Source organism: Clostridium sp. LIBA-8841 (assembly GCF_034439435.1).
Taxonomy (GTDB): Bacteria; Bacillota; Clostridia; order Clostridiales; family Clostridiaceae; genus Sarcina.
The window spans coordinates 871,806-895,612 of sequence record NZ_JAPCKJ010000001.1; the positions used below are offsets into that span (position 1 = coordinate 871,806).

At 30.2% G+C, this 23,807-nt stretch carries 17 protein-coding genes and 1 other annotated feature; of the genes, 2 read left to right on the forward strand and 15 right to left on the reverse strand.

What is annotated here, in order from left to right; genetic code table 11:
* Window positions 1-5: 5 nt before the first annotated feature.
* On the reverse strand, window positions 6-2,804 hold the full coding sequence (locus OIF33_RS03760) for an alpha-L-fucosidase (protein ID WP_322502889.1): 2,799 nt from the start codon (window positions 2,802-2,804) through the stop codon (window positions 6-8).
* Window positions 2,805-2,979: 175 nt separating this feature from the next.
* On the opposite strand from OIF33_RS03760, the gene OIF33_RS03765 reads away from it, so the two are divergent.
* Window positions 2,980-3,357, forward strand: a complete 378-nt coding sequence (locus OIF33_RS03765) for a hypothetical protein (protein ID WP_322502890.1) — start codon at window positions 2,980-2,982, stop codon at window positions 3,355-3,357.
* 37 nt (window positions 3,358-3,394) lie between these two features.
* Here the strand turns inward: OIF33_RS03765 and OIF33_RS03770 are convergent, their stop codons facing one another.
* From OIF33_RS03770 to OIF33_RS03795, 6 genes are all read right to left on the reverse strand, one after another.
* A complete protein-coding gene (locus tag OIF33_RS03770; protein ID WP_322502891.1) occupies window positions 3,395-4,111 on the reverse strand; it encodes a glycerophosphodiester phosphodiesterase in 717 nt (238 codons plus the stop codon).
* Window positions 4,112-4,237: 126 nt separating this feature from the next.
* Window positions 4,238-5,254, reverse strand: a complete 1,017-nt coding sequence (locus tag OIF33_RS03775) for an alpha-hydroxy-acid oxidizing protein (RefSeq protein WP_322502892.1) — start codon at window positions 5,252-5,254, stop codon at window positions 4,238-4,240.
* A 13-nt stretch (window positions 5,255-5,267) separates the two neighbouring features.
* The gene (locus tag OIF33_RS03780; protein ID WP_322502893.1) at window positions 5,268-5,711 is read right to left on the reverse strand and encodes a DUF523 domain-containing protein; all 444 of its coding nucleotides are present in this window, start codon (window positions 5,709-5,711) and stop codon (window positions 5,268-5,270) included.
* 298 nt (window positions 5,712-6,009) lie between these two features.
* Window positions 6,010-8,193, reverse strand: a complete 2,184-nt coding sequence (locus OIF33_RS03785; RefSeq protein WP_322502894.1) for a stage V sporulation protein D — start codon at window positions 8,191-8,193, stop codon at window positions 6,010-6,012.
* Window positions 8,194-8,379: 186 nt separating this feature from the next.
* Window positions 8,380-10,740: an endonuclease MutS2 gene (locus OIF33_RS03790; protein ID WP_322502895.1), complete on the reverse strand. Its 2,361-nt coding sequence runs from the start codon at window positions 10,738-10,740 to the stop codon at window positions 8,380-8,382.
* A 13-nt stretch (window positions 10,741-10,753) separates the two neighbouring features.
* The gene (locus OIF33_RS03795) at window positions 10,754-13,105 is read right to left on the reverse strand and encodes a U32 family peptidase (protein ID WP_322502896.1); all 2,352 of its coding nucleotides are present in this window, start codon (window positions 13,103-13,105) and stop codon (window positions 10,754-10,756) included.
* Between the two features lie 501 nt (window positions 13,106-13,606).
* Between OIF33_RS03795 and OIF33_RS03800 the strand changes: the two genes are divergently transcribed.
* Window positions 13,607-14,395 carry a histidinol phosphate phosphatase gene (locus OIF33_RS03800; protein ID WP_322502897.1) on the forward strand — a complete coding sequence of 263 codons (789 nt, stop codon included), beginning with the start codon at window positions 13,607-13,609 and terminating at the stop codon, window positions 14,393-14,395.
* Between the two features lie 135 nt (window positions 14,396-14,530).
* Here OIF33_RS03800 and OIF33_RS03805 read toward each other — a convergent pair whose 3' ends face one another.
* From OIF33_RS03805 to rpmI, 8 genes are all read right to left on the reverse strand, one after another.
* Complete coding sequence (locus OIF33_RS03805; RefSeq protein WP_322502898.1) at window positions 14,531-15,886, reverse strand: cell division protein ZapA; 1,356 nt, start codon at window positions 15,884-15,886, stop codon at window positions 14,531-14,533.
* 80 nt (window positions 15,887-15,966) lie between these two features.
* A complete protein-coding gene (pheT, locus tag OIF33_RS03810) occupies window positions 15,967-18,348 on the reverse strand; it encodes a phenylalanine--tRNA ligase subunit beta (protein WP_322502899.1) in 2,382 nt (793 codons plus the stop codon).
* Between the two features lie 23 nt (window positions 18,349-18,371).
* Window positions 18,372-19,391, reverse strand: a complete 1,020-nt coding sequence (pheS, locus tag OIF33_RS03815) for a phenylalanine--tRNA ligase subunit alpha (RefSeq protein WP_322502900.1) — start codon at window positions 19,389-19,391, stop codon at window positions 18,372-18,374.
* Between the two features lie 290 nt (window positions 19,392-19,681).
* Window positions 19,682-19,908: a binding site (T-box leader), on the reverse strand.
* A gap of 240 nt (window positions 19,909-20,148) precedes the next feature.
* Window positions 20,149-20,922: an RNA methyltransferase gene (locus OIF33_RS03820; protein ID WP_322502901.1), complete on the reverse strand. Its 774-nt coding sequence runs from the start codon at window positions 20,920-20,922 to the stop codon at window positions 20,149-20,151.
* A gap of 26 nt (window positions 20,923-20,948) precedes the next feature.
* Window positions 20,949-21,614 carry a TrkA family potassium uptake protein gene (locus OIF33_RS03825; protein WP_322502902.1) on the reverse strand — a complete coding sequence of 222 codons (666 nt, stop codon included), beginning with the start codon at window positions 21,612-21,614 and terminating at the stop codon, window positions 20,949-20,951.
* 18 nt (window positions 21,615-21,632) lie between these two features.
* Complete coding sequence (locus OIF33_RS03830; RefSeq protein ID WP_322502903.1) at window positions 21,633-22,973, reverse strand: TrkH family potassium uptake protein; 1,341 nt, start codon at window positions 22,971-22,973, stop codon at window positions 21,633-21,635.
* Between the two features lie 227 nt (window positions 22,974-23,200).
* Window positions 23,201-23,560 (reverse strand): 50S ribosomal protein L20, encoded by a 360-nt coding sequence (gene rplT / locus OIF33_RS03835; protein ID WP_300348683.1) that lies wholly within the window; start codon window positions 23,558-23,560, stop codon window positions 23,201-23,203.
* 29 nt (window positions 23,561-23,589) lie between these two features.
* Window positions 23,590-23,787, reverse strand: a complete 198-nt coding sequence (rpmI, locus tag OIF33_RS03840; protein WP_322502904.1) for a 50S ribosomal protein L35 — start codon at window positions 23,785-23,787, stop codon at window positions 23,590-23,592.
* Between the last annotated feature and the right edge of the window lie 20 nt (window positions 23,788-23,807).

Sequence of the window (23,807 nt, forward strand, 5' to 3'; positions counted from 1 at the left end):
AATTTTTACTTTAATATATCTTTCATTATTGCATTTAACTCAAATTCATCAACAATTCCATCACCATTTATATCATATTCTTTAATATTTTCGCCGTAGTGTTTAGAAGCTAATGATAAGTCCCCAATATCAACTTTACCATCTTTGTTTAAATCTGTTGTAGGTCTTTCTGGCTCAATCAACTGATCTTCACTAGTATCTACTAAAGCATAATTAATTTGACCATCTGGTCTACCCCCATGAGGATTTTCACCCTTTAATCTAAAGCTTAAAGTATGCTCTTCACTAGGTAATACTCCACTTTCATATACAACTTGATTTGGAGTTCTATTTTCTGCATAAGGATCAACCTCTACAAATTCTCCTCCATCTATTGAAATCTCATATATACCATGGTTAGGGTCCTTAGCTCCTACTAAAGAAATTTGCTTTCCTTTAAATTTAATAGAGAAAGTAGCATTCATGTCCTTAGTCCATACAGCTCCTTGCTCTACATTCCAGCCTTCTGAAAAGTTAAATTGATGTAATCCATCTCCAACTTCAGTTGTCTCTATTTTAATCTGCTCATCATCAATAATAGTAACTGTAGCTCTTGGATTAAATCCTAATATTCCCCCTATTGGATCACTTAATTTTACATAGAATTCCTTAGACTCCTCTTTTTCTTTATCATCTATAATAGTTATATCAAAAGTTTTTTCTGTCTCCCCTTCATTAAAAGCTAAGGTACCAGACCAAGTTTGATAATCAACTCCATTTAAAGCAGTTCCTGATAAGGTATCATAATTCACTTCAAGTTTTCCATTACTTCCACCTTTTCTTACAACTTTAAAAGTTGCAGTTCCTATACCTTCACTAACTTCATAATTAACTTGTTCAAATTCAACCATACCTTTTCCATCATTGTCTAATACATAAGCTCCATCTAAATGAGCAGCTGTTCCTCTAGCATTTGAATTCTTTCTACCTGTACATTTAACAGTAACTTCATGTTCTCCATTAGTTAAATCTTCACTTTCAAAAACTATCTGTTTAGATTTTCTATCAGGAGAATATAGATCAACTTCTACAGGATTTCCTCCATCTATGGAAACTTCCATTATTCCATGACCTGGTTCCTTTGTTCCTGATAAGAAAAATTTAGTACCATTAAATTTAATATTAACTGTAGCATTTGATTTAGTTGTATAATGAGCATCTCCACCTAAATCATTATCACCATGAGCAGTTTCATATACCCATCCATCACTAAAATTAAATTGCTCTAATTCATTTCCCTTATTATCATCATTTAATACTTTTAATCCTGCTGGTGGACCTGCTGGTAATTCTATGTTTGCAGGTTGTTTATAAACTCCAATATTATTTATTAATGGAACCTCTAATGAACCTGTTATATTTATTCTTATTTTTTGACCCTTAGTTGGCGGTATTCTAATAAGTCTCTTATATCCTACAGTCTCTCCTTCATAAACCTTATTCCAAGTTTCTCCTTGTAATACTTCAACATTAAAACTAGATATTCTTTGTCCTAATGGAATATATTCCTGTATTGAAATAACGTCGAATTCTTTACTTTCACCTAAATCTATTTCAATAGCACCAGTTCTACTTCCATTATCAGGAGCCCAATAAGTATCATAATCTCCATCTACAATTTTGCTAGCGCCATAGGCTTCATCATTATTGACAAAACTATCAACAGTTATTTCTTTATTTAATACTAAATCCTCATCAAAAGTATCTCTAATTGTATTTCCAAACTCATTTAATCTATTAACATCATTTTCATGTAATCTTCCTTCTTTGTTAGGAGGTACATTTAATAACAATACTGAATTTCTTCCAATTGATTTAAAATAAATATCCATCATCTTCTCTAAGGATTTGACCTCATTATCTTGAGAATCGTGATAGAACCAACCTGGTCGTATTGATACATCAGACTCTCCAACTACCCAATCTGGTCCACCTTCTTCTCCATGATTTAAATAAGTTGGATTTTCTCTTTCCTTCATTTTTTCAATGTCTATAGTTGACCAACAAGGTTCGCCTGCATATCCTTTTTCATTTCCAATCCATCTAATGTCAGGTCCTTGTGGACTAAATATTAAACACTCTGGTTGTAACTCTTTTATAAGATCAAACCATTCTTCAAATTTATATTCTTGTTCTACATTTGATCCCTTAGCTCCATCCATCCAAACTTCAGCTATAGGACCATAATTCGTTAATAACTCTCTTAACTGGTTCATATAAAACTCATTATAATCTCCACCATTACCTTCTCCATAATTCTCTGAATTTTGGTCCCATGGTGAAAGATAAACTCCAAATTTTACACCATATTTAGCACAGGCCTCAGAAACCTCTTTTACAACATCACCCTCTCCATTTTTCCAAGGACTGCTTGCCACATCATGATCTGTATAAGCACTATCCCATAAACAGAATCCATCATGATGTTTTGCTGTTAATATTACTCTTTCAAAACCAGCTTCAGCCAAAGTACTTACCCACTGATCTGCATCTAAATTAGTTGGATTAAATATTTCTGGGTTTTCTGTGCCATCTCCCCACTCTCTACCTGTAAATGTATTCACTCCAAAATGTATAAATGCTGTAAGCTCTTCTTTTTGATAATCAACTTGTTCTTTCGTTGGAATTGCTCCAAATGCTTCTGTTACATATTTCATATTATTCTTAGTATTTGCCTTAGTTAGTACAGCTCCTTGTCCAACACTAACCAGAAAAGTCATTGCCATTGTAGTTGCTAAAAAACTTTTTATAGCTTTAACTTTCATACTTCCTCCTCAAATCATATTTTTCCTATATATGTTTATTCAAATAAAGCCATGTTTATTACAACAAATAAAATATGTAAAGCTAAATTTTTCTAAAAAATAAACATAATAAAATGAATAAAAAATTTTAAGTAAGTAATAATATTTTTATCATTTATTTTAAGGAGGTGCATTTATGAAATTTAAAAAATTCACTCTTACTTTATTAGCTATGCTATTGTTTACTAGTGTGCTTGTTTCTTCTAAAGAACTTAAACCTCCACTGTTTATGGGAAGAGTTCTTGAAGTTAATACTGCATCCGATGGAAAAACTCTAATGGTAAGAGTTAAAGGCTATCTAAAAAGCTGCTCTGTTTACGAAGAAGAACTTATAGCTATAGTAGGAGATCAAACTGAGTACTTGAAAGGTTGTGAAACAAATACTTCAAATGAAAAACCTACTATTGAAAAGGGTGATTATGTTTTTATAGTTCTTAGTAATGCCTTTACTAATTCTATACCGCCTCAATCATCAGCACAAAAAATTCTTGTTTCTAAACCCCCAAAACAATAAAAAAAATATCTAGGATTAAAATATCCTAGATATTTTTTTATTTTAAATACTCTAATGCTTTATCTGCATAATCAGTAAATATAGCATCTACTCCATAATTTTTTAACTTTTCAATATCTGCCTCTTCATTTACAGTATAAACATTAACCTTTATTCCTACTTCATGAGCATTTTTCACTAATTCTTCTGTTACAAGAGATTTGGCTGGATGTATTGCATAAGCTCCTAATTCCTTAGCATATTCAATTATGTTAGGTATCTCTTCTTCATAAAGAACTCCTAGTTTTGCATCATGCTTCAAACTCTTGAATCTTTCTAATGCCTTATGATTAAAACTTGAAATAAGTATTTTACTCCAACATTTATATTTATTTATTAACTCTAGTATATCTTTTTCAACATACTCATAATCTATTATGTCATTTTTAATTTCTATATTTAAAATTACATCTTTATTCCTTATAAGCTCAAAGACTTCTTCTAATAATGGAATTCTGCACTCATTATTATTTTGAAAGCCTTCTTTTTTACAATTAAACTCTCTAAGCTCTTTAAATGTATAATCCTTAATTTCTCCTTTGCCATTAAAGGTTCTTTTAATATCCTCATCATGTATAACTACTAATTTTCCATCCTTACTCTTATGAACATCAAGCTCTATCCCGTATATATGAAAATTTAAAGCTTCTTTAAATGCTAATAAAGTATTTTCTGGATATTTGCCACTAAGCCCTCTATGTGCAAAAACTTTCATATAGTTTTCCTCCATAAATTTTATAACTTACTTTACTTAACAATAAGATATTTTTTAACTAGCTTTAAAATACTTTTGATTTTCACACAAATAAATCTCTGTGTGAAAATCAAAACCATACAAAACCTACTTTTTATAGATAACTCTATTGTCTATATTTTCTATTGAATTGCATCCTGTTAATACCATTGCTGATTTCAATTCACCTTTTAAGTCATTAACGTACCCTTCTACACCTTTAGCTCCATCAGCAAAAGTAGCTGTTATAAATGGTCTTCCTATTAAAACACCATCTGCTCCTAAAGCTATCATCTTTAATATATCAACACCAGTTCTAACTCCACCATCAACTAAAATCTTAACTTTTCCTTTAACTCTAGCTGCTATCTCAGGTAATACTTCACAGGTCGCTGGTGTTTGATCTAAAACTCTTCCTCCATGATTTGATACTACTATGGCATCTACTCCTGCTTCTACTGCCAATTCAGCCTCATCTGGTGTCATTATTCCTTTTAATATAAAAGGTAAATTAGTTGAATCAACTAATTCTTTTATTTCTTCTAAGTTTTTAGGTTCAACAGGCTTTCCATGCATAGCTAAAGTTATAAGACCAGCTGCATCAATATCTACGCCTATAGCTAAAGCTCCTGCTTTTTCTGCCATCTTTATTTTCTCTATTACAACCTCATTTTTCCATGGTTTTATAAATACAATTCCTTGTCCATTGTACTCTTCTATTACTTCTAAGTTAGTAGTTAAGCATAAATCAACTGCAGTATCTCCCACCATAGGATATATACCTGCATCTAAGCATCCTTTAACAACGCCCTCAATATACTCTCTTTCACTAACTTTTCCACCCATATTTAACATTGTTCCTGTTATAGGAGCTGCAAAAAGTGGTAATTCCATTGTCTTTCCGAAAAACTCAGTAGATGTACTTGGATTTTTTGCATTGTGAATTGTTCTCATATTAAGCTTTATTTCTTCTAATGCCTTAACATTTCTTATAAAAGAATCACCAGTTCCCTTTCCCCCCATGCCAGGAACTTCCCCTGCACAAGCTACTCCATTACATACCTTACATACTCTACAACTTCCATTGTAAAGTTCTCTTGCTTTATCTCTCATATCCTTATTCATTTATATATACCTCCTAAAAATCATTTTCTGTTTTAACTTTAAATCCATTTTGAAGTAAAAGTTCACAGGTTACACCATTCCCTTGTTTTTTTTCCCCATTAAACTTTCCTGAATATATTTCTCCTAAGCCACAAGATGGGCTTCTTCCTTTCAATATAACATACTCTGCATTTATGTTCTTAGCAATATTTAAAGTTTCATAAGCGCCTTTAAGAAATTCCTCTGTAACATCGGAACCATCCTTACCAAGTACCTTAGCTTTACCGTCTAGAACTTCTTTACCTGTTCCACCAACAATTTCACTTGGTATTCTTGGTGTTTTTAGTCCTCCTAATTGTTCAGGACATACAATAACTGCTTTTCCTTCCTTAAGAAGTTCTAATATGTTCTTATTCAAATTATTTCCACCATCATATTTACAGTTGACTCCACATAAACATCCACTAACTAAAATCATACAATTCGCCTCCCAAACAATTATTAAAACTAAATAAAATTCATATACATCTTTTACTCAAAATACAGCTTAATATTCAAATATCTAATATCTAAAAACCATCTTAATTTTAGATTAACAAATCTTATTTTATTATAATCCTTATAATTGTATAAAAAAAGTATTTCTCCTAGAAAGACTTTTTAAATAGCAAAAGGACTTTACTTAGAACCTTTAATTTCACAAGTCAAAGTTCTAGTAAGCCCTTTAGATAATAACCTTCTAAATTTAAAGAGAAATTTTAATTTATAAACATATCTTATTTTCCTAAAGTGAATTTAATCTTATCTCCAATCTTTATTATCTCACCAGCTTTTATGCTCTGTTCTTTGATCTTTCCATCTCCTTCAAATTCACCTTTTAGTCCTAATGATTTTAGTATCTCTTCTACTTCAGCCTTTTCGAGACCTCTAAAATCAGTCATTACAACTTCTTTTTCATTTCTATCAAATCTACTTCCAGCATACAAAGTTATAGTATCTCCTTTTTTAACTTTGTACCCAGGTATAGGCTTCATAGAGGTAATAAAAGTTCCATCTCCCTCTATCACACAATTTATCCCTAATTCTTTAGATATTTTATCAGCATCAGTTACCTTATTTCCTCGTAAATCTGGTATTATTACACTTTTATCTTCTGCTTCTAGTTCTCCCTCATTTAAAGAAATATAATTAAAAATATTATTAAATAATTCTCCAGCAAAAGGAGCAGCAACAATTCCACCAAAATGTTCTCCATTCTTAGGATTATCTATTATTACTAATAAAGATACCTGAGGATTATCATAGGGTGCAAAACCAGCAAAAGATGATATATAACCAGCTCCATAAGTCCCAGTCTCAGGATCAACCTTTTCTGCTGTACCAGTTTTACCAGCTACCTTAACACCTTCAATTCCTGCATCCTTTGATGAACCATTTGATACAGTAGATTCTAAAGCCTCTTTAACTCTTATAGTACTTTCTTCACTTATTATATTTTCTTCTATTTTTGGCATGAATACTTCATCTATAATCTTTGTTCCATTATCATCCGTATGACTTAGTTCTTTCATAGCATGAGGTTGTATTAAATCTCCTCCATTTGCAACAGCATTTAAGGCGGCCATAAACTGAATAGCATTTACTGTGTTAGTTTGTCCAAATGATATAGTAGCTAAATCAACGGCACTTATATCTTCTGTATCCTTCACTATTCCAGTAGCTTCTCCTGGTAAATCAACTCCTGATTGAGTTCCAAAGCCAAAAATTTTAATATATGCATTTAATTTTTCTGCTCCTAACTTTTGTCCTATTTCCATAAAGGCAACGTTACATGAATTTTCTAATGTCTGATTAAAGTTTTGTATTCCATGACCTCCTGGTTTCCAACATTTTATGTTTCTTCCTGAAACATTTAAACTTCCATCACAATAATAAACTTCATCTTCTCCAGCTATATCCTCTTCCACAGCCGCTATAGAAGTTATTATTTTAAATATAGAACCTGGTTCAAAGGCATCTGAAACTATTGTGTTTCTCCACATGTTTTGAAGCTTAGCAGATTCATTTTCTCCCTTAAAATTCTCACTTCCATCATAAGGATTATTAAGATCAAATCCTGGTTTATTGACTATTCCAAGTATCTCTCCATTATTAGGATTCATAACTGCAATACTAACAGAATCAGCATCATGTTCTTTTAATGCCTTTTCAGCTACTGTCTCAACAAAATATTGAATATTTTCATCTATAGTTAAACTTACATCTTTTCCATCTACAGGTGGAGTAAAGCTTGATTCTGAATAAGGATTAGAAGAACTATCTCCTGAAACCTCATTTACTCTTACCCCCGGTATTCCCATAAGTTCTTCATTATAATAAAGCTCTATTCCACTTAAACCTTCTCCATCTGCATTAGTTGTCCCAAGTGTATGTGAAAGAAAATCTCCATTAGGGTAATATCTCTTAGTATCTTCTGATACTATAACCCCTCTTATTTTTAAGGCTTTAACCTTATCAGCCTTTTCCTTCTCTACCCTTCTTATTAAGGTTGCAGAGTTTGCCGGATTTCCAGAAGGGTAAGTATGCTCTATTTTTGATAAGACTTCTTCCTCATCCATTTCTAATGCTTGAGCTAATGATTTAGCTACCTCAATATTATCTGTTTCTTTATTCTCAATATATTTTCTTAAAGTCACTAAATCTAAATCTACTCTAAATACATTTGCAGTAACGGCTAACTCTCTGTTATTTCTGTCTAATATTCGCCCTCTTCTAGCATCTATTTGTATTTCATTAGTCCATTGTTCCTCTGCCATAGCCTTATAATCCTTAGATCTAAATAGTGCTATATAAATCAACTTTCCTACTAAGCTTAAGAATATTATTGCTATTGCCAATAAAAAAATTAGTACTCTACCCTCATTAAGTCTATTCTTTTTACCACGCTTTTTTTCTTTCACCTAATTTCCTCCTATATAATTAATTTTACATAATTTTCAAAGTTTAAATTGATTATATCATAAATACTTATGCCCTTTTTTTAATAAATTGTATATAAAAAGGAGTTTATCAAAAATTCCTTATAGAAAGTTTAAAAGTTCCTTACTTTCTACTAAAATTTTAGATAAACTCCTAATATAAAAATTCTATTTTAAAATTACAACAGTAACCCCTGTTCCACCTTCTCCATACTCACCTAATCTATGAGATTTAACATGAGGATGTTTTTTAAGCATTTCATTTATGGCTTTTCTTAAAACTCCTGTACCTTTTCCATGAACTAAAGTTACTTCGCCTCTACCAGCAACATAAGCATCATCTAAATACTTATCTGCATTATAACAAGCCTCTTCTGAATCCATTCCTCTTAAATCTATTGATGGATCAACCTGTCTTAAGTTTAATCTTGCTTCTCTCTTCTTAATTTTCTTTTCTTCTTTAGTTTCCTTAGCAACTCTCAAGTCCTTAGCCTTAACATTTATTTTCATAATTCCAGCTTGAACTTGAACTTCACCTTTATTATCTGGTTTAGAAAGAACTATAACCTTTTGGTTTATAGAAGGTAATAATGCTTCCATTCCAACCTCAATCTTCTTAAGCTCTTCCCCTTGCTTCTCTTCTTTTTTCTTTTGAAGTCTAGCCTCTGCATCACTTATCTTATCTCTAAGCTTTCCTCTTTCAGCTTCAAGTTTTCTTCTAGCATCACTAGAAATACCCATTCTTTCTAGCTCTCTCATATTTTTAAGAATAGCATCAGCCTCTTCCTTAGCTGAGTCTAATATCTGTTTTGCTTCTCTTCTAGCGTCTGCATATACATTATCTCTTACGCTTTCAATTCTCTCGAATTTTTCTTTATATCTATTCTTATATTTTTCTGCATCATTTCTTAATATAGCAGCTTCTCTAGCATCATTTTCTGCTTTTATACTCTTCTCTTGAAGTGATTGTATTAAATCCTCAAATTGAAGTGATTCAGTAGAAATAACTTCCTTAGCTTCCTCTATTACTTCATCTTTAAGACCTAATCTTCTTGAAATTTCAAAAGCATTAGACTTACCTGGTACTCCTATTAAAAGTCTATAAGTTGGTCTTAATGTTTCAACATTAAACTCAACAGAAGCATTCTCAACATTTTCAGTCTTTAATGCATATCCTTTTAATTCACTATAGTGAGTTGTAGACATTATTCTACATCCTCTTGCTCTTAAATTTTCTAATATTGAAATAGCAAGTGCAGCTCCTTCTGTAGGGTCTGTTCCTGCTCCAAGTTCATCAAAAAGCACGAAACTCTTACTATTTGCCTTCTCCATTATTCCGACTATATTAGTCATATGAGAAGAGAATGTTGATAAACTTTGCTCTATACTTTGTTCATCTCCTATATCTGCAAATATCTCTTCAAAGAAGCTTATACTTGAATTTTCACTGGCTGGTATTAAAAGACCACTTAATCCCATAAGTTCAATAAGTCCTGTAGTTTTTAATGTTACAGTTTTACCACCAGTATTTGGACCTGTTATAAGTAGTGTTGTAAATTCTCTACCTAAATAAATGTCAGAAGAAACAACCTTATCCTTAGGAATTAGTGGATGTCTTGCATCCATTAAATCTATTATTCCCTCTTCATTTACTATAGGCATTGTTCCACCTAAATCACTTCCATATTTAGCTTTCGCAAATATGAAGTCTAATTCAACTATTATATTAAAGTTAACCTTTATAACATCAATATTTTTATATACTAAAGCTGATAATTCTGCTAGTATTCTTTCAATCTCAGCTCTTTCTTTTAGCATAAGTTCTTTTATTTCGTTATTTAAATTTACTAAAGCTGTTGGTTCTATAAAAAGTGTAGCCCCTGTAGAACTTTGATCATGAACAAGTCCTGGAACTTGAGATTTATATTCAGCCTTTACAGGTATAACATATCTATCTCCTCTAACTGTATATAAAGCATCTTGAAGATATTGAGCATTACTTCTTACTATAGAATTGACCTTATCTCTTACAGATGAGTTCTTTTCTTTTAAGCTTCTTCTTATACTATAAAGTTTATCACTTGCTGAGTCTGCAATCTCCTCTTCACTTACTATAGCTTTTGATATAGCACTTTCAACACCTCTAAGTACTATAAGACCTTCTCTCATCCCTTCTAGGATTCTATGCTCTTCTTCCTCTTCTTTTCTAGCTAGAAATTCAGAAAGCTTTCTTGTTACAGATAGCATATTTCCTATTCTAAGTAATCCCTCTATACTTAATACTCCACCTTTTCCTGCTCTTGTTATGGCTTCTTTAACATCATAAAGCCCCTCAAAAGGAGGATTTCCTTTTCTCATTAAAATATCTAAAGCTTCTTTTGTTTCTTCTAAGTGTTCCTTAACATCGTAAACAGAATCATATGGTTTAAGATCTAAAACCATCTCTTTAGCTGATTTTGTAATGGCATATCCCTTAACCAATTCTTTAATTTTATTAAATTCTAAAACTCTTAAAACTCTATCGTTCATACTTTAATCCCCTTTACTCAACGCCTCTTTTAAAGTGACCTTTAGTATAATCCTTTAATCTTAAAGCTTCTTCCTTATTTAGAGCTTCCATTACCTGTCTAACCTCTTCATAGCTTTCATCCACAAAATCTAATCTAAAGGAATTTACTCCTAAAGATTTTATCTCATCAATTTCCTGAATTAAGTTAACAGGTACTGTATTGTATATGTGTGATCTACAGAATATATCAGTTCTTATAACAAAATCCTGATTCATTCTATCTCTCAAAGTAAATGTACTGCTTACGCATTGGTTATCACAATTTTTTGAAGTACATTTTCCACCAAAGGTACTTCCTATTGGACAGTATTCACTAACCATAACCTCTGGTCTTCCATAAACAAACATTTGAGCTCCATTAGAATACTTTCTAAGCATTTTATTTAATTCTTTCTTATTTAACTCTAAGCTTAAACAACTTCCCATCATATGTTCATTATAAAACTTCATACCATAAGAATTGAATATATTAAGCTTATAATCACCTATAATATTTGTTTTATCCTTAAATCTATTTATTATTCCAGTATTAGCTGTAACTAAACCTTTTATTAAATTAAGATTTTCCTCTATTATATTGCTTATTATTTCAAACTCTTCTTTTATTATTGTAGGTGCTTTTATGTAAAGATTAATTCCCTCACCTTTGAATTCTTTTATAGCATTTTTATTAAGTTGCCCTTCATTTTTTCCAAAGATATCTAAGGCAATGTCCTTAATTCCACAATTAATAGCAGCTTTTAGTTGTTCTTTAGTATTTACAACAACTAAAACTGCTGGCATTTCACCAGTCTTTTCATCAAGGTCTATATTCTTTTGTTTTTCTATAACCCTCTTATACTTTTTAATTTCAGAGTTTCTTATCTCCTCTAAAACTTCTCTTCTTAGGTTATTTATTGAAGATACAGCTGAGAATCCATCCTCAAAGTCTACATATTCTATTTCATTTATTTGATATGGAATATCTCCTGATTTTCTTAAGTTCTTTTCAACCTTTTCCTTATCCATAGGTCTGTTTACTGCAACTTGAACAACATCTCCTTCTTTTGTGAAGTAGTTTCCATTGTATTCTACAGTAAGTTCCATAGGTTCATTAACCTTAAATTTCATATAAGCTTTTAAATTTATCTTTCTCTCATATGGATTTTCATAAGCTACCTTTAACTCATTTAAAAGCTTAGTATCTGAAGTCTTATAAAGTTTATCATTAGCTTTATATTTTTTAGGAAATATTTTTACTTTATCTCCTTTTTTAGCTTCAGTAACTTCTTGATTTCCAATAAGTATTTTGCTTACAGTGAACCCATCGTCATTAGTTCTTATTCCATCCTTTAATGAAAGGTCATCTAATAAAAGTACTTCTCCAGATTTTAAAACCTCACCAAGTAAAACCCCTGTATTTCTTGGAGTTTTAAAAGCCATCATATCTTTTCCTACATTTTTATACATGTATGCAGTAGAAAAACCTTCTCTATTAAATAACTTTTTAAGTTTAAGTTTATTTCCTTCTTGTGATTTTTTAATATTTCTATAAGAATTATCTATAGCTTCTCTATAAGACTCTATAACTCCAGCAACATACTCAGGTCTCTTCATTCTTCCTTCAACCTTTAATGAGCTAGTTCCTGTCTTTATTAAATCTCCTACATTTTCAATAGTACAAATATCCTTAGGACTTAAAAGGAATCCTTTAGTTTCTTTTTTATCCTTTTCTCTAATTAATGTATATGGAAGTCTACAACTTTGAGCACATCTTCCTCTATTACCACTTCTACCACCTATTAAACTACTCATTAAACATTGTCCTGAGTAGCAAACACATAAGGCTCCATGAACAAATATCTCTGTTTCTATTCCTAGATCTTTTGATATATACTTTATCTCTTCTAAAGTAAGCTCTCTTGATAAAACAATTCTAAAAAATCCGTTTTCTCTAAAGAAAAGTGCTCCTTCTCCATTATGTATGCTCATCTGAGTTGAAGCGTGTAATTCAAAATCTGGATATACTTCTCTTATTCTTTTAGCAAGACCTACATCCTGAATTATTAAAGCATCAACTCCTATTTTATATAAAACTCCTATGTAGTCTATAGCTTCTTGAAACTCATTTTCCTTAATTAAAGTATTTACTGTAACATAAACCTTCACTCCATAAGTATGAGCATAATCTACAGCCTTTTCCATTGTTTCATTATCAAAGTTAGAAGCATATGCTCTTGCTGAGAATTTACTTCCTCCTAAATATATAGCATCAGCACCTCTATTTATGGCAGCAATTAAACTCTCCATACTTCCTGCCGGTGCCAGTAATTCTATTCTTTCCATAAAATTCATCTCTCCTAAAAGTCAACTAGGGTTTTCCTTAGTTAATTTACTCAATACTTTGTATTATACACAATTACACATTACAATGCTACATTTCACTATTTCTCTTTCTATTAATTAATATTAATTTTTAACAATACTTTTAGTTATTATTGCATTAAATACATAGCTCTATTTTTGGTGAATCTTAGTTTTTTAGCTAGCCCTTCAGATCTTCTTAATTTCGTAAAGTATTACACCATTAAGAGTGTCCTACAGTTCTATCTAAAAATCAACACTGGTTTAAAACAGAGTCAAATAATTAAATTGATATTTAAATTAACCAAAACTTTAAAATATGTTTTAATATAATGCTTGCTTAATATTAACTTTAATATATTACCCTAAAACGTAATTATCAAAAACCATTTTAAAAGTAAGTTAAAAAAGCTTATTTCTCTTAATATATTTTTCTATTGTGATAAAATTAAAATGTAGAAATATTTATTGGGAGGTAACTCAATGCTTTACGATTGTCACATGCATACAGAGTTTTCAGCTGATTCTAGGTTAAAAATTAAAGATATACTAGAAAAGGCTAAAGAAAAAAATATTGGAATACTGACTACAGAACATTTAGATTATAATTTAACAACTCACCCTCAATTTGCAGAACTTGATATTGATGGTTATCTAGAAACCTATGAAAAATATAGAGGAAAAAATATGCAACAAGGTGTTGAACTGGGACTTGCTATGAATAATATTGATGAAAACTTTTCTTTTTATGAAAAATACAAAGATAGATTTGATATGATAATAGGTTCTATTCATTCCATAAATGGAGTTACTCTTTCTAGATTTTTAAAAAGTGATACTAGACCAAAAGAAATTGTTTATGGAGAGTACCTTGATAATGTACTTAAATGCATAGAATTTTATGATATCTTTGATACATTAGGACATATAGATTATCCTTGTAGATACAGTGTTTATGATGATAAAGAAATGACTCTTAAAGACTTTAAACCTAAATTCGAAGCCATATTCGAAGCTTTAATAAAGAAAAATAAGATTCTTGAGCTTAATACAAGTCGTTTAGATAATGAAACCTCATTTAAAAATATGATAGAGATTTATTCATATTATAGAGAACTTGGTGGAAATTATATAACACTTGGATCAGATTCTCATATGCTATCTCATATTGGAAGAAATTTTGATAAAGTTAATAAATTTTTAGAAGAAACTAAATTAACCCCTTGTTACTTTAAAAATAGAAAACTTATTCCTTGTCCCATTTCCATCTAAAAATTAAGTCTATTTTAAATTATATATAAAAAAAAGGCTGCATCAAAACTTTAAATAAAAAAACTTATAAATAGTAATTCTCAGAATATATTTATAAGTTTTTTTTAAAGTTAATTTCGATACAGTCCCTTTTCATTATCTTTTCTTTAATAACACATTATCTTTTTTCTTTGTAGCAGCCAATTTCACTTGAGAATCTAAATATTTGTGTTCTAAATCTAAAAGCTTATATTTTGCCGTTTGCCAATTACGTCTTAACTCTTTATTGTTTTCGAATAAAAGAGTCTTTTCTTTCTTTATTTTCTTAGCTTCTTCTTCTAAAATATCCATTTCAGCTTTAACTCTTTGAATTTCTTCTTTTAAAGAATTTATTTCTTTAGTCATATCTTCTGAAATTCTCTTTCCTAAGGCATCTTTTTCTTCTAAAGCTAACTGAAGATTTTCTTCTAATTCCATTAATTGCTTCTTTAGACTACTATTTTGATCTTTAATCCAATTCTTTTCTTTGCTTAAATGCTCTGAAATTTCTTTAAGTTCTACATTTTCTTTACTTAAATCTTCAAGTTGCTCTTCAATCTCTTTACAATTAACCTTTAAATTTTCCTCTTGTAAAGTCAACTTATCATTTTCTTCTTTTTGAGCCTTATTTCTTTCCTTTAAGCTATGAATTTCTTTATTTAAATCTTCTAAATTTTTCTTTGATTCATTAACTATATTACTTAAACTAGTATTTTTCTCTCTAAGATTTCTAAGCTCTTTTTCTGAATTACTGTTTTTATTTCTTAAATTGTTAAGTTCGGTATTTAAATTTCCTTCCTTAACCTTTGAATCATTTATAGCTTTAGTTAATTCAGTATTCTTTTCTTTAACTTCTTTAAATTCCTTATTTAATCTTTCAACTTCATTTCTATTTTTATCTCTAGAAGCTTTTAGATTGTTATTATCATTCTTTAATCTCTCTATTTCTTTTTTTAGATTAGAGATTTCAGTTTTTGAATTATTGAAATTATTTTTTGAAACTCTTAATTCTTCTTTGATATTAGAATTTTCACTATTTAACTTATTACATTGACTCTTTAGTTCTTGTCCACTCTTTTCAAGTTCTTCTTTTTCCTTTTGCAACTCACTAATAGTCTTTTCTAGTTCATCTTTCTCTAAAAGAGATTTTTCTAACTCTTCCTTTATAGAAAGACTTTCACCTTCTAATTTTTTTAGTTCTTCTATTTCTTTTTTTGACTTCTCTAATTCAACTTTAACTTTCTCATAATAGTCTATTAGCTGATCATACTCCTCATTTCCTTTAAATAATTCATCTGCTATATTTAAAGCGGATAAAGATAATACCCCAAGAGCACTTAACTTATTGTTTTTTATTGCCATCTCTTGTGTTTTTTCTTCTACGTATTCAGCTACTTTTTTTAAATATGTTCCATCTTCATGGCCTTTTAAATTATATTCAACGCCGTTTATTGTTACCGTAACAGTCGCCATATTTCCTTAAACACCTCTTACTTCCATAATAAAAAATATGTTATGTACATTTTAACATATACATAACATATTTAAAACTATTATTGCTCTCTTAATTGAGCTCCTAACTTATATTCTAAAGATCTTAATATTTTATCATGAACTTTATTTATATCTTTATCTTTTAAAGTTTTGCTAGGGTCTCTATAAGCTATAGCGTAAGCAATACTCTTCTTACCTTCTGGTATTTGAGCTCCCTTGTAAACGTCAAATAACTCAACCTTTTCAACTACTTGACCACCAGCTTTTCTTATAGTCTCTTCAATTTCTTGAACTAAAACAGCATCATCAACAAGTAAAGCTATATCTCTAGTTATTGCCGGATACTTAGGTAATGGCTTATAAGCTTTTTCAGTTTTTGAGAAATTGTACATAGCATCTAAATCTAATTCCGCTACATAACAAGGAACATCTATTCCATAGTTTTCATTAACATCTGGATGAATTTCTCCTAAAACTCCTAGTGAAGTTCTTCCTAAAACTAATTCAGCAGTTTTTCCTGGATGGTAGCTTGGATTTTCACTCATTCTCTTGAATGATGCACTCTTAAGTCCTAATGTATCTAGTAAGTTTTCAACTATTCCTTTTAAGTCGAAATAATCGCATTGTCCATATATACCGATTGTTAATATGTTTCTTTCAGTTGGTAATTCATTTTCATCTGCATTTGGAGTATAAGTTTTACCTATCTCAAATAATCTAACTACATCATTACTTCTTGAGGCGTTTCTAGCTAAAGACTCCATCATTGAAGGAAGTGTTGAAGTTCTCATTACACTATAATCTTCTCCTAGTGGATTCTTTATCTTAACAACATTTCTAAGTTCACTATCTTCTGGTAAGCATATTTTATCAAATACCTTTGGACTTACAAATGAATAACTTATAGATTGGTTTAACCCTGATGCTAACATTGCATCTATAACTTTTTCATCTAATAATTGTTTTTTGTCCTTAGCTTCTTTTTCTGTACTAGTTGATATTAATGTAGTTGGAATATTATTATATCCATAAATTCTTGCAACTTCTTCAGCAACATCTTCTCTTATATCAACATCTATTCTAAATGTAGGCACTAAGATTTTTAATGTATCTCCATTTATAGTAGTTTTTAAATCTACGCTGTCTAAACATTTTTTCATTTCTTCTGTTTCTAATGAAGTTCCTAAGAATTTATTTATCCAGCTAGCACTTACTTCAAGAGTCTTTTCCTCTTTAACTTTGTTATAGACATCTATAGTTCCTTCCATAACTTCTCCACAGCCTAATTCTTCAACTAAAGCACATGCTCTGTCTAAAGCTAAAACTGCTAAGTTTGGATCTATGTCTTTTTCAAATCTTGATGAACTTTCAGTTCTTAATCCTAAATTTTTAGAATTAACTCTTATATTAGTTCCATCAAAGTTAGCTGATTCAAATACTATTTCAGTAGTATCATCTTTAACACCTGAGTTTAATCCACCCATGATACCAGCTAAAGCAACGATTTCTTCTCCATCTTTTATGCAAAGAACATCTGAAGTTAATTCTCTTTCAACCTCATCTAAAGTTGTGAATTTTTCTCCATCTTTAGCTCTTTCAACTACTATGTGAGAAGCTTTTAATTCTCTTCTATCAAAAGCGTGCATTGGTTGGCCAAGCTCTAACATAACAAAGTTAGTAATATCAACTATGTTATTTATTGGTCTTACACCAGCATCTAATAATCTTTCTTGCATCCAAGTTGGTGATGGGGCTACTTTTACGTTCTTAACTCCTCTAGCCATATATCTGTTACAAAGTTCATCATTAACTGTAACTTTTATTTCATCATTTATGTTTTTATCACATTTAACTTCAAACTTAGTATTTGGCATTCTATAAGTTTTTCTTGTTGTTGCAGCTGTTTCTCTAGCCATTCCAAGAACACTTAAACAATCAGGTCTATTTGAAGTTATTTCGAAATCTAGAACTTGTTTATTAAGTCCTAAATATTCTTTTATGCAAACTCCTATTGGAGCATCCTCTGGTAAAATCATAAGTCCTATAACTTCTTTTCCGTCAGCGATTCCTAGTTCTTCTTCTGAACAGAACATTCCGTTAGAAACTTCTCCTCTTAATTTACCTTTTTTGATTTTGCTTCCATCAGCTAATATTGCACCATGTAAAGCTACTGGAACTTTATCATGTTCTTTCATATTATCTGCAGCTGTTACTATTTGAATCATTTCTGACCCTATGTTTACTTGACAAATTTTAAGTTTTTCAGCATCTGGATGCTGTTCTATCTTATCTATTTGACAAGTAACTATATTTTCTATTTCTGCTCCAGCAGTTACGACCTCTTCTACTTTTGATCCTGATAAAGTTAAAGCATCGCCTAACTCTTCTGCTGTCATATCTATATCAACGTAATCTTTAAGCCAATTAAATGGTACTTTCATCTTTTTTACCTCCTATTTTAAAACTAGAATTGATTTAAGAATCTCATATCACTTTCGTATAATAATCTTATGTCATCTATTCCATACTTAAGCATAACCATTCTGTCTACACCAAAACCGAAAGCAAATCCACTATAAACTTCTGGATCTATTCCACAGTTTCTTAAAACTTGAGGGTGAACCATACCACAACCTAGTATTTCTATCCAACCTTCTCCTTTACATACTTTACATCCTTTTCCGTTACACACAAAGCATGTAGCATCCATTTCAGCTGATGGCTCAGTGAATGGGAAATGGTGTGGTCTAAACTTAGTTTTAACCTTATCACCAAACATCTTTTTAGCAAATAATTCTAAAGTTCCTTTAAGATCTGCGAAAGTTACATCTTTATCTATAACAAGACCTTCCATTTGATAGAATATTGGTGAGTGTGTAGCATCAACTGCATCTGATCTGAACACTTTACCAGGTGATATCATTTTTATTGGTGGTTCTTGTTTTTCCATAACTCTAGCTTGAACTGGAGAAGTTTGAGTTCTTAAAACTACATTATCATTTATGTAGAATGTATCTTGCTCACTTCTAGCTGGGTGATTTTTAGGAATATTTAAAGCCTCGAAGTTGTAGTAATCTTTCTCAACTTCTGGACCATCCTCTATAGCAAATCCCATTGAAACAAATATTTTCTTCATTTCATCTAAAGTTTGCTCTAATGGATGTTTCTTTCCTATTGTTTGTTTCTTTCCAGGCATTGAAATATCTATTACTTCATTTTTTAACTTTTCTTGTTTCTCAGCTTCTTTAACAGCTTTTATTACAGCTTCTAACTCAACTTCTAAAGCCTCTCTTACTTCATTAGCTAATTTACCAACTACTGGTCTCTCCTCTTTAGATAGAGCTCCCATTCCTCTTAATATAGTTGTAAGCTCTCCCTTTTTACCAAGATATTTAACTCTTATTGCTTCAATAGTAGAACTATCTTTAGCTTCTTTAATTTCCACTAAAGCTAATTCTTTAATTTGATTTAACTTATCTTGCATTTTCATTCTCCTTTCCTGATATATACTTAATATATTAGATTTTATCTTAAAGCTCTTAGAAACTTTAATATTCCTATTAAACTTTCTATTTGCCTAGATAAAGTAAACCCGAATTCAATATAATTAAAAACCTCTACTGAATTAAAGTATGTTTTATCTAAATATAAAAATCTTCTTTTATTAAATTAGCCCTTATTTTAAGTGTTGTAAGGTTATATGGCTCTTTTATTATCACTTTCCTAGTATTGACACAATTCCAAGAAAATAAAATAAACCCCATCCCTATAAACACAAGGGACGGGGTATTCATATCCGTGGTACCACCCTAATTAGCACTAAAATAAATTAGTACTCACTTAATTTAAAATAACGACTATGCCGCTAACTACTACTTTAAATTTCACAGTTAGAACTCCAGAGTGAACTTCAATATAGCTTTCTTAAAATGCTTTCAGTCTTTGGCATTTTTTCCCTGAAAAGAAATTACTACATCTACTCTCTCTATCAATGTTTTTATCTATTCAATTCAAAGTATATTATACATATAATAGTATGCATAATCAAGGTATTTATTATATTTTAACCTTTTATGATTCATATTTCCTAAAATAACAACTAAAGCCTAAAAAAAATTAAGAGGAATTATATTCCTCTTAATTTAACTTTAATTACTTAGCTATCTCTTAAACTAGTGTTTATCTTTAGCTAAATCTAAATGGCTAACTAAAAATAAAATCCTCCTCTAAAATAGAGCTAATTATTTAAATGATTGTCTTATTTTTTCATATATCATTACAGAAGTAGCTACAGCTACATTTAGTGATTCTGCCTCACCTGGCATAGGAATTTTAACCTTTATATCAGCAATTTCATATACCTCATCACTAACACCATTTCCCTCATTGCCAACAGCAATCATAATCTTTCCTTGTAGATTTTCCTCAAAGAAATTATTTTTCCCTTGAAGAGAACTTACCACGAGTCTATATCCATTCTTTTTTAATGATTTTACATATTCTAAAGAATCATCCTCAACAACTGGAATATAAAAGATTGAACCCATTGTTGATCTTAATGTTTTATCATTATATATATCAACAGTACCTTTAGTCATAACTATTCCAGCTGCCCCTGCTGCATGAGCTGTTCTTATAATTGTTCCCATGTTTCCTGGGTCTTGAACTTTATCTACTAAAACAACAAGCTCCCCACTTTTTAATTCCTTGTTTTGCATGTTTACAACACCAACAACTCCTTGTGGATTTTCTGTTGAACAAAGTTGTTTTAAAAGAGCCTCATTCATTTGTATAAGTCTTATATCCTGATTAATCTTTAGGAAAAACTCTGGATTTTTTTCTTTAAAACCTTCTGTAAATATTATTGAATCTATGGATACCTTACTTTTAATAGCTTCTTCTACAAATCTTAGACCTTCAATAAGATATTTATTACTTTTTATTCTATGCTTCTTTTCTTTTAATTTTTTTATCTCTTTAAATAAGTTATTATTTTTACTTTCTATTTCTAACAAAGCAAATAATCCTTTCCTAAAAGACATTAATGTTTAAATATCTTTCCTTCTAATTTTGTTAAGTCCTCTGCTGAACCTATAGCCACAACTATATCGTCCTTATTAATAACATCATCTGCATCTGGAGATATATTAACTTCATTTTGTCTCTTAATAGCCATTACGTTTATTCCGTATTTACTTCTTAAACTTAATTCTTTCATAGACTTTCCATACCACTCTTTTGGACTTTCTATTTCAATTATAGAATAGTCTGGTGATAGTTCTATATAATCTAAAATACTTGAAGAAACTAAGTTATGAGCTACCCTAACACCCATATCTTTTTCAGGTAAAATTACTCTGTCTGCTCCTATTTTATATAAAACCTTAGCATGTAAGTCACTATTACCTTTAGCTATAATATATTTTATTCCCATTTCTTTAACAAGTAATGTTGCCATAACACTAGCTTGTATGTTAGCTCCTATAGTAACAACTGCAACGTCAAAGTTTCTTAATCCTAAAGTTCTTAAAGCATTTTCATCTGTTGCATCCATTTGAACTGCATGAGTTACACTATCTGATATTTCTTGAACTAAATCTTCATTAGAATCAATTGCTAAAACATCATGACCTAAAGCATACAAAGTCTTAGCTACTGATGATCCAAATCTTCCTAATCCTATAATAACGAATTGTTTACTTGACATAAGCCTTACACTCCTAACTTATCCTATTAATATTTTGTCTTCTGGGTATTTGTATGCACTAGGTTTCCTTCTATTAGTTAAAGCTAGAACTACAGTCATAGGACCCACTCTTCCCAAATACATAGTTATCATTATTATTATTTTTCCTATTGCTGAAAGGTATGGAGTCATCCCCAATGTTAAACCAACTGTTGCAAATGCGGATGTAACTTCATACAGTATATATTCTAGTGAGAATCCTGGTTCTGTAACTGCTAAAACTAATGTTCCAAGTACGACTATACCAAAACCTATAAATAAAACGGCAAAAGCCTTATATACTAATTCTTTTGAAATTCTCTTCTTAAATACTTCAGTATCTTCTCTACCTCTTATTATAGAGATTAAAGTAAGAACTACTATACCAAATGTTGCTGTCTTTATACCACCTGCTGTTGACCCTGGTGAACCACCTACAAACATTAATAATATAGTTAAGAATTTTCCTGCTAAAGTCATATCAGTAGTAGATACTGAGTTAAAGCCAGCAGTTCTTGTTGTTGCCGAAGCAAAGAAGGCATTAGTAACTTTATCGCCCCAACTCATATTTTGAAGAGTGTTAGGATTATTATATTCAAAAATGAACATAAGAATAGTTCCACCAATTAAAAGAATTGCTGTTATCATTATTACAACCTTAGAATGTAAAGATAATCTCTTATATCCTTTAAAATTATATAATTCTGACCAAACAGTAAATCCTAATCCACCAATAATAATTAAGGCTGCAATTGTTAGTACTACAGTTTTATTATCAGCATAGCCAACTAAGCTATTTCCAAACAAATCAAATCCAGCATTACAAAAAGCTGAAACTGAATGCCAAATACTATAATAAACTCCTTTTAGGAATCCAAACTTAGGTATAAACTGAGTTGATAATACTAATGCACCTAACATCTCTACTGAAAATGTAAATGCTAGTATATATCTAATCATTCTAACTAATCCCTGTATTCCAAATGTGTTCATAGCCTCCTGTATAAGGAGTCTTTCTCTTAATGTTATTTTTTTCTTAACCATTAAAGCAAACAAGGTTGTAAATGACATGAATCCTAATCCGCCTATTTGTATTAAGATTATTATTATAGTTTTTCCAAAGTAATTCCAATGTTCTGCCGTATTCAAAGTTATAAGTCCAGTAACACACACTGCTGATGTTGAAGTAAATAAACTATCTAAAAATGCAGTAGCTTCTCCACTCTTAGAAGATATTGGAAGACTTAATATTATAGCACCTAAGAAAATAACAATAAAAAATCCTAAGGCTAAAATCTGAACAGCACTAAATTTTATTTTTTTTGTCAGTTTAATGTACATAATTAAACCCCCAACTTAAACTAAATATTCTATCTTTTATTTTTATTATATCTTAATTTTAATTTATATATGTAAAGTTGTCTTATTTTTAGAAGTCAAAAGTAATTTTTATTTAATTGTAATTGCAAATAAGTTTAATTTTATTCAGATAAAAATTCTGAATAAAATTAAACTTATAAAATATAAATAGTATATAAAAAAAATGCGAGATAAACTCGCATCTGATATTAAGCGTTTATTTGCTTCTTAGCTAATTCAACTAAATCAGCAAATGCTTTTGGATCATTTATAGCTATCTCTGAAAGCATTTTTCTGTTTATATCAACACCAGCTAATTTCATTCCGTTCATGAATCTTGAATATGAAAGACCATTCATTCTTGTAGCTGCGTTTATTCTAGCTATCCATAATCTTCTGTAATCTCTCTTCTTTAATCTTCTTCCAACGTAAGCATTTCTTAATGCTCTTATTACTGACTCATTAGCAGTTTTGAATAACTTGCTTTTTCCACCATAGTATCCTTTTGCAAGTTTTAAAACTTTTTTATGATTTTTACGAGCATTTACCGCTCTCTTAACTCTTGCCATTTTCTAGACCTCCTACTCCGTGTTTTATCTTATAGATATGGTAATAATTTCTTCATTGCTTTTTCTTGTGCAGTTGAAACGTAAGCACCTTTTCTTAAATTTCTTTTTCTTTTAGCACTTTTCTTTGTTAAGATATGGCTAGTGAAAGCGTGAGCTCTCTTTAACTTTCCAGTTCCTGTCTTTCTGAATCTTTTTGCTGCACCTCTATGAGTTTTCATTTTTGGCATTGTAAGTATCCTCCTCTCAA

Excerpts from the sequence above, each read along its gene's own strand:
- OIF33_RS03790 (WP_322502895.1), bottom strand. The coding sequence starts at position 10,740 with ATGAACGATAGAGTTTTAAGAGTTTTAGAATTTAATAAAATTAAAGAA.
- OIF33_RS03765 (WP_322502890.1), top strand. The coding sequence starts at position 2,980 with ATGAAATTTAAAAAATTCACTCTTACTTTATTAGCTATGCTATTGTTT.
- OIF33_RS03775 (WP_322502892.1), bottom strand. The coding sequence starts at position 5,254 with ATGAATAAGGATATGAGAGATAAAGCAAGAGAACTTTACAATGGAAGT.
- pheS (WP_322502900.1), bottom strand. The coding sequence starts at position 19,391 with ATGCAAGATAAGTTAAATCAAATTAAAGAATTAGCTTTAGTGGAAATT.
- rplT (WP_300348683.1), bottom strand. The coding sequence starts at position 23,560 with ATGGCAAGAGTTAAGAGAGCGGTAAATGCTCGTAAAAATCATAAAAAA.
- pheT (WP_322502899.1), bottom strand. The coding sequence starts at position 18,348 with ATGAAAGTACCATTTAATTGGCTTAAAGATTACGTTGATATAGATATG.
- rpmI (WP_322502904.1), bottom strand. The coding sequence starts at position 23,787 with ATGCCAAAAATGAAAACTCATAGAGGTGCAGCAAAAAGATTCAGAAAG.
- OIF33_RS03800 (WP_322502897.1), top strand. The coding sequence starts at position 13,607 with ATGCTTTACGATTGTCACATGCATACAGAGTTTTCAGCTGATTCTAGG.
- OIF33_RS03760 (WP_322502889.1), bottom strand. The coding sequence starts at position 2,804 with ATGAAAGTTAAAGCTATAAAAAGTTTTTTAGCAACTACAATGGCAATG.
- OIF33_RS03825 (WP_322502902.1), bottom strand. The coding sequence starts at position 21,614 with ATGTCAAGTAAACAATTCGTTATTATAGGATTAGGAAGATTTGGATCA.
- OIF33_RS03830 (WP_322502903.1), bottom strand. The coding sequence starts at position 22,973 with ATGTACATTAAACTGACAAAAAAAATAAAATTTAGTGCTGTTCAGATT.
- OIF33_RS03780 (WP_322502893.1), bottom strand. The coding sequence starts at position 5,711 with ATGATTTTAGTTAGTGGATGTTTATGTGGAGTCAACTGTAAATATGAT.
- OIF33_RS03770 (WP_322502891.1), bottom strand. The coding sequence starts at position 4,111 with ATGAAAGTTTTTGCACATAGAGGGCTTAGTGGCAAATATCCAGAAAAT.
- OIF33_RS03795 (WP_322502896.1), bottom strand. The coding sequence starts at position 13,105 with ATGGAAAGAATAGAATTACTGGCACCGGCAGGAAGTATGGAGAGTTTA.
- OIF33_RS03805 (WP_322502898.1), bottom strand. The coding sequence starts at position 15,886 with ATGGCGACTGTTACGGTAACAATAAACGGCGTTGAATATAATTTAAAA.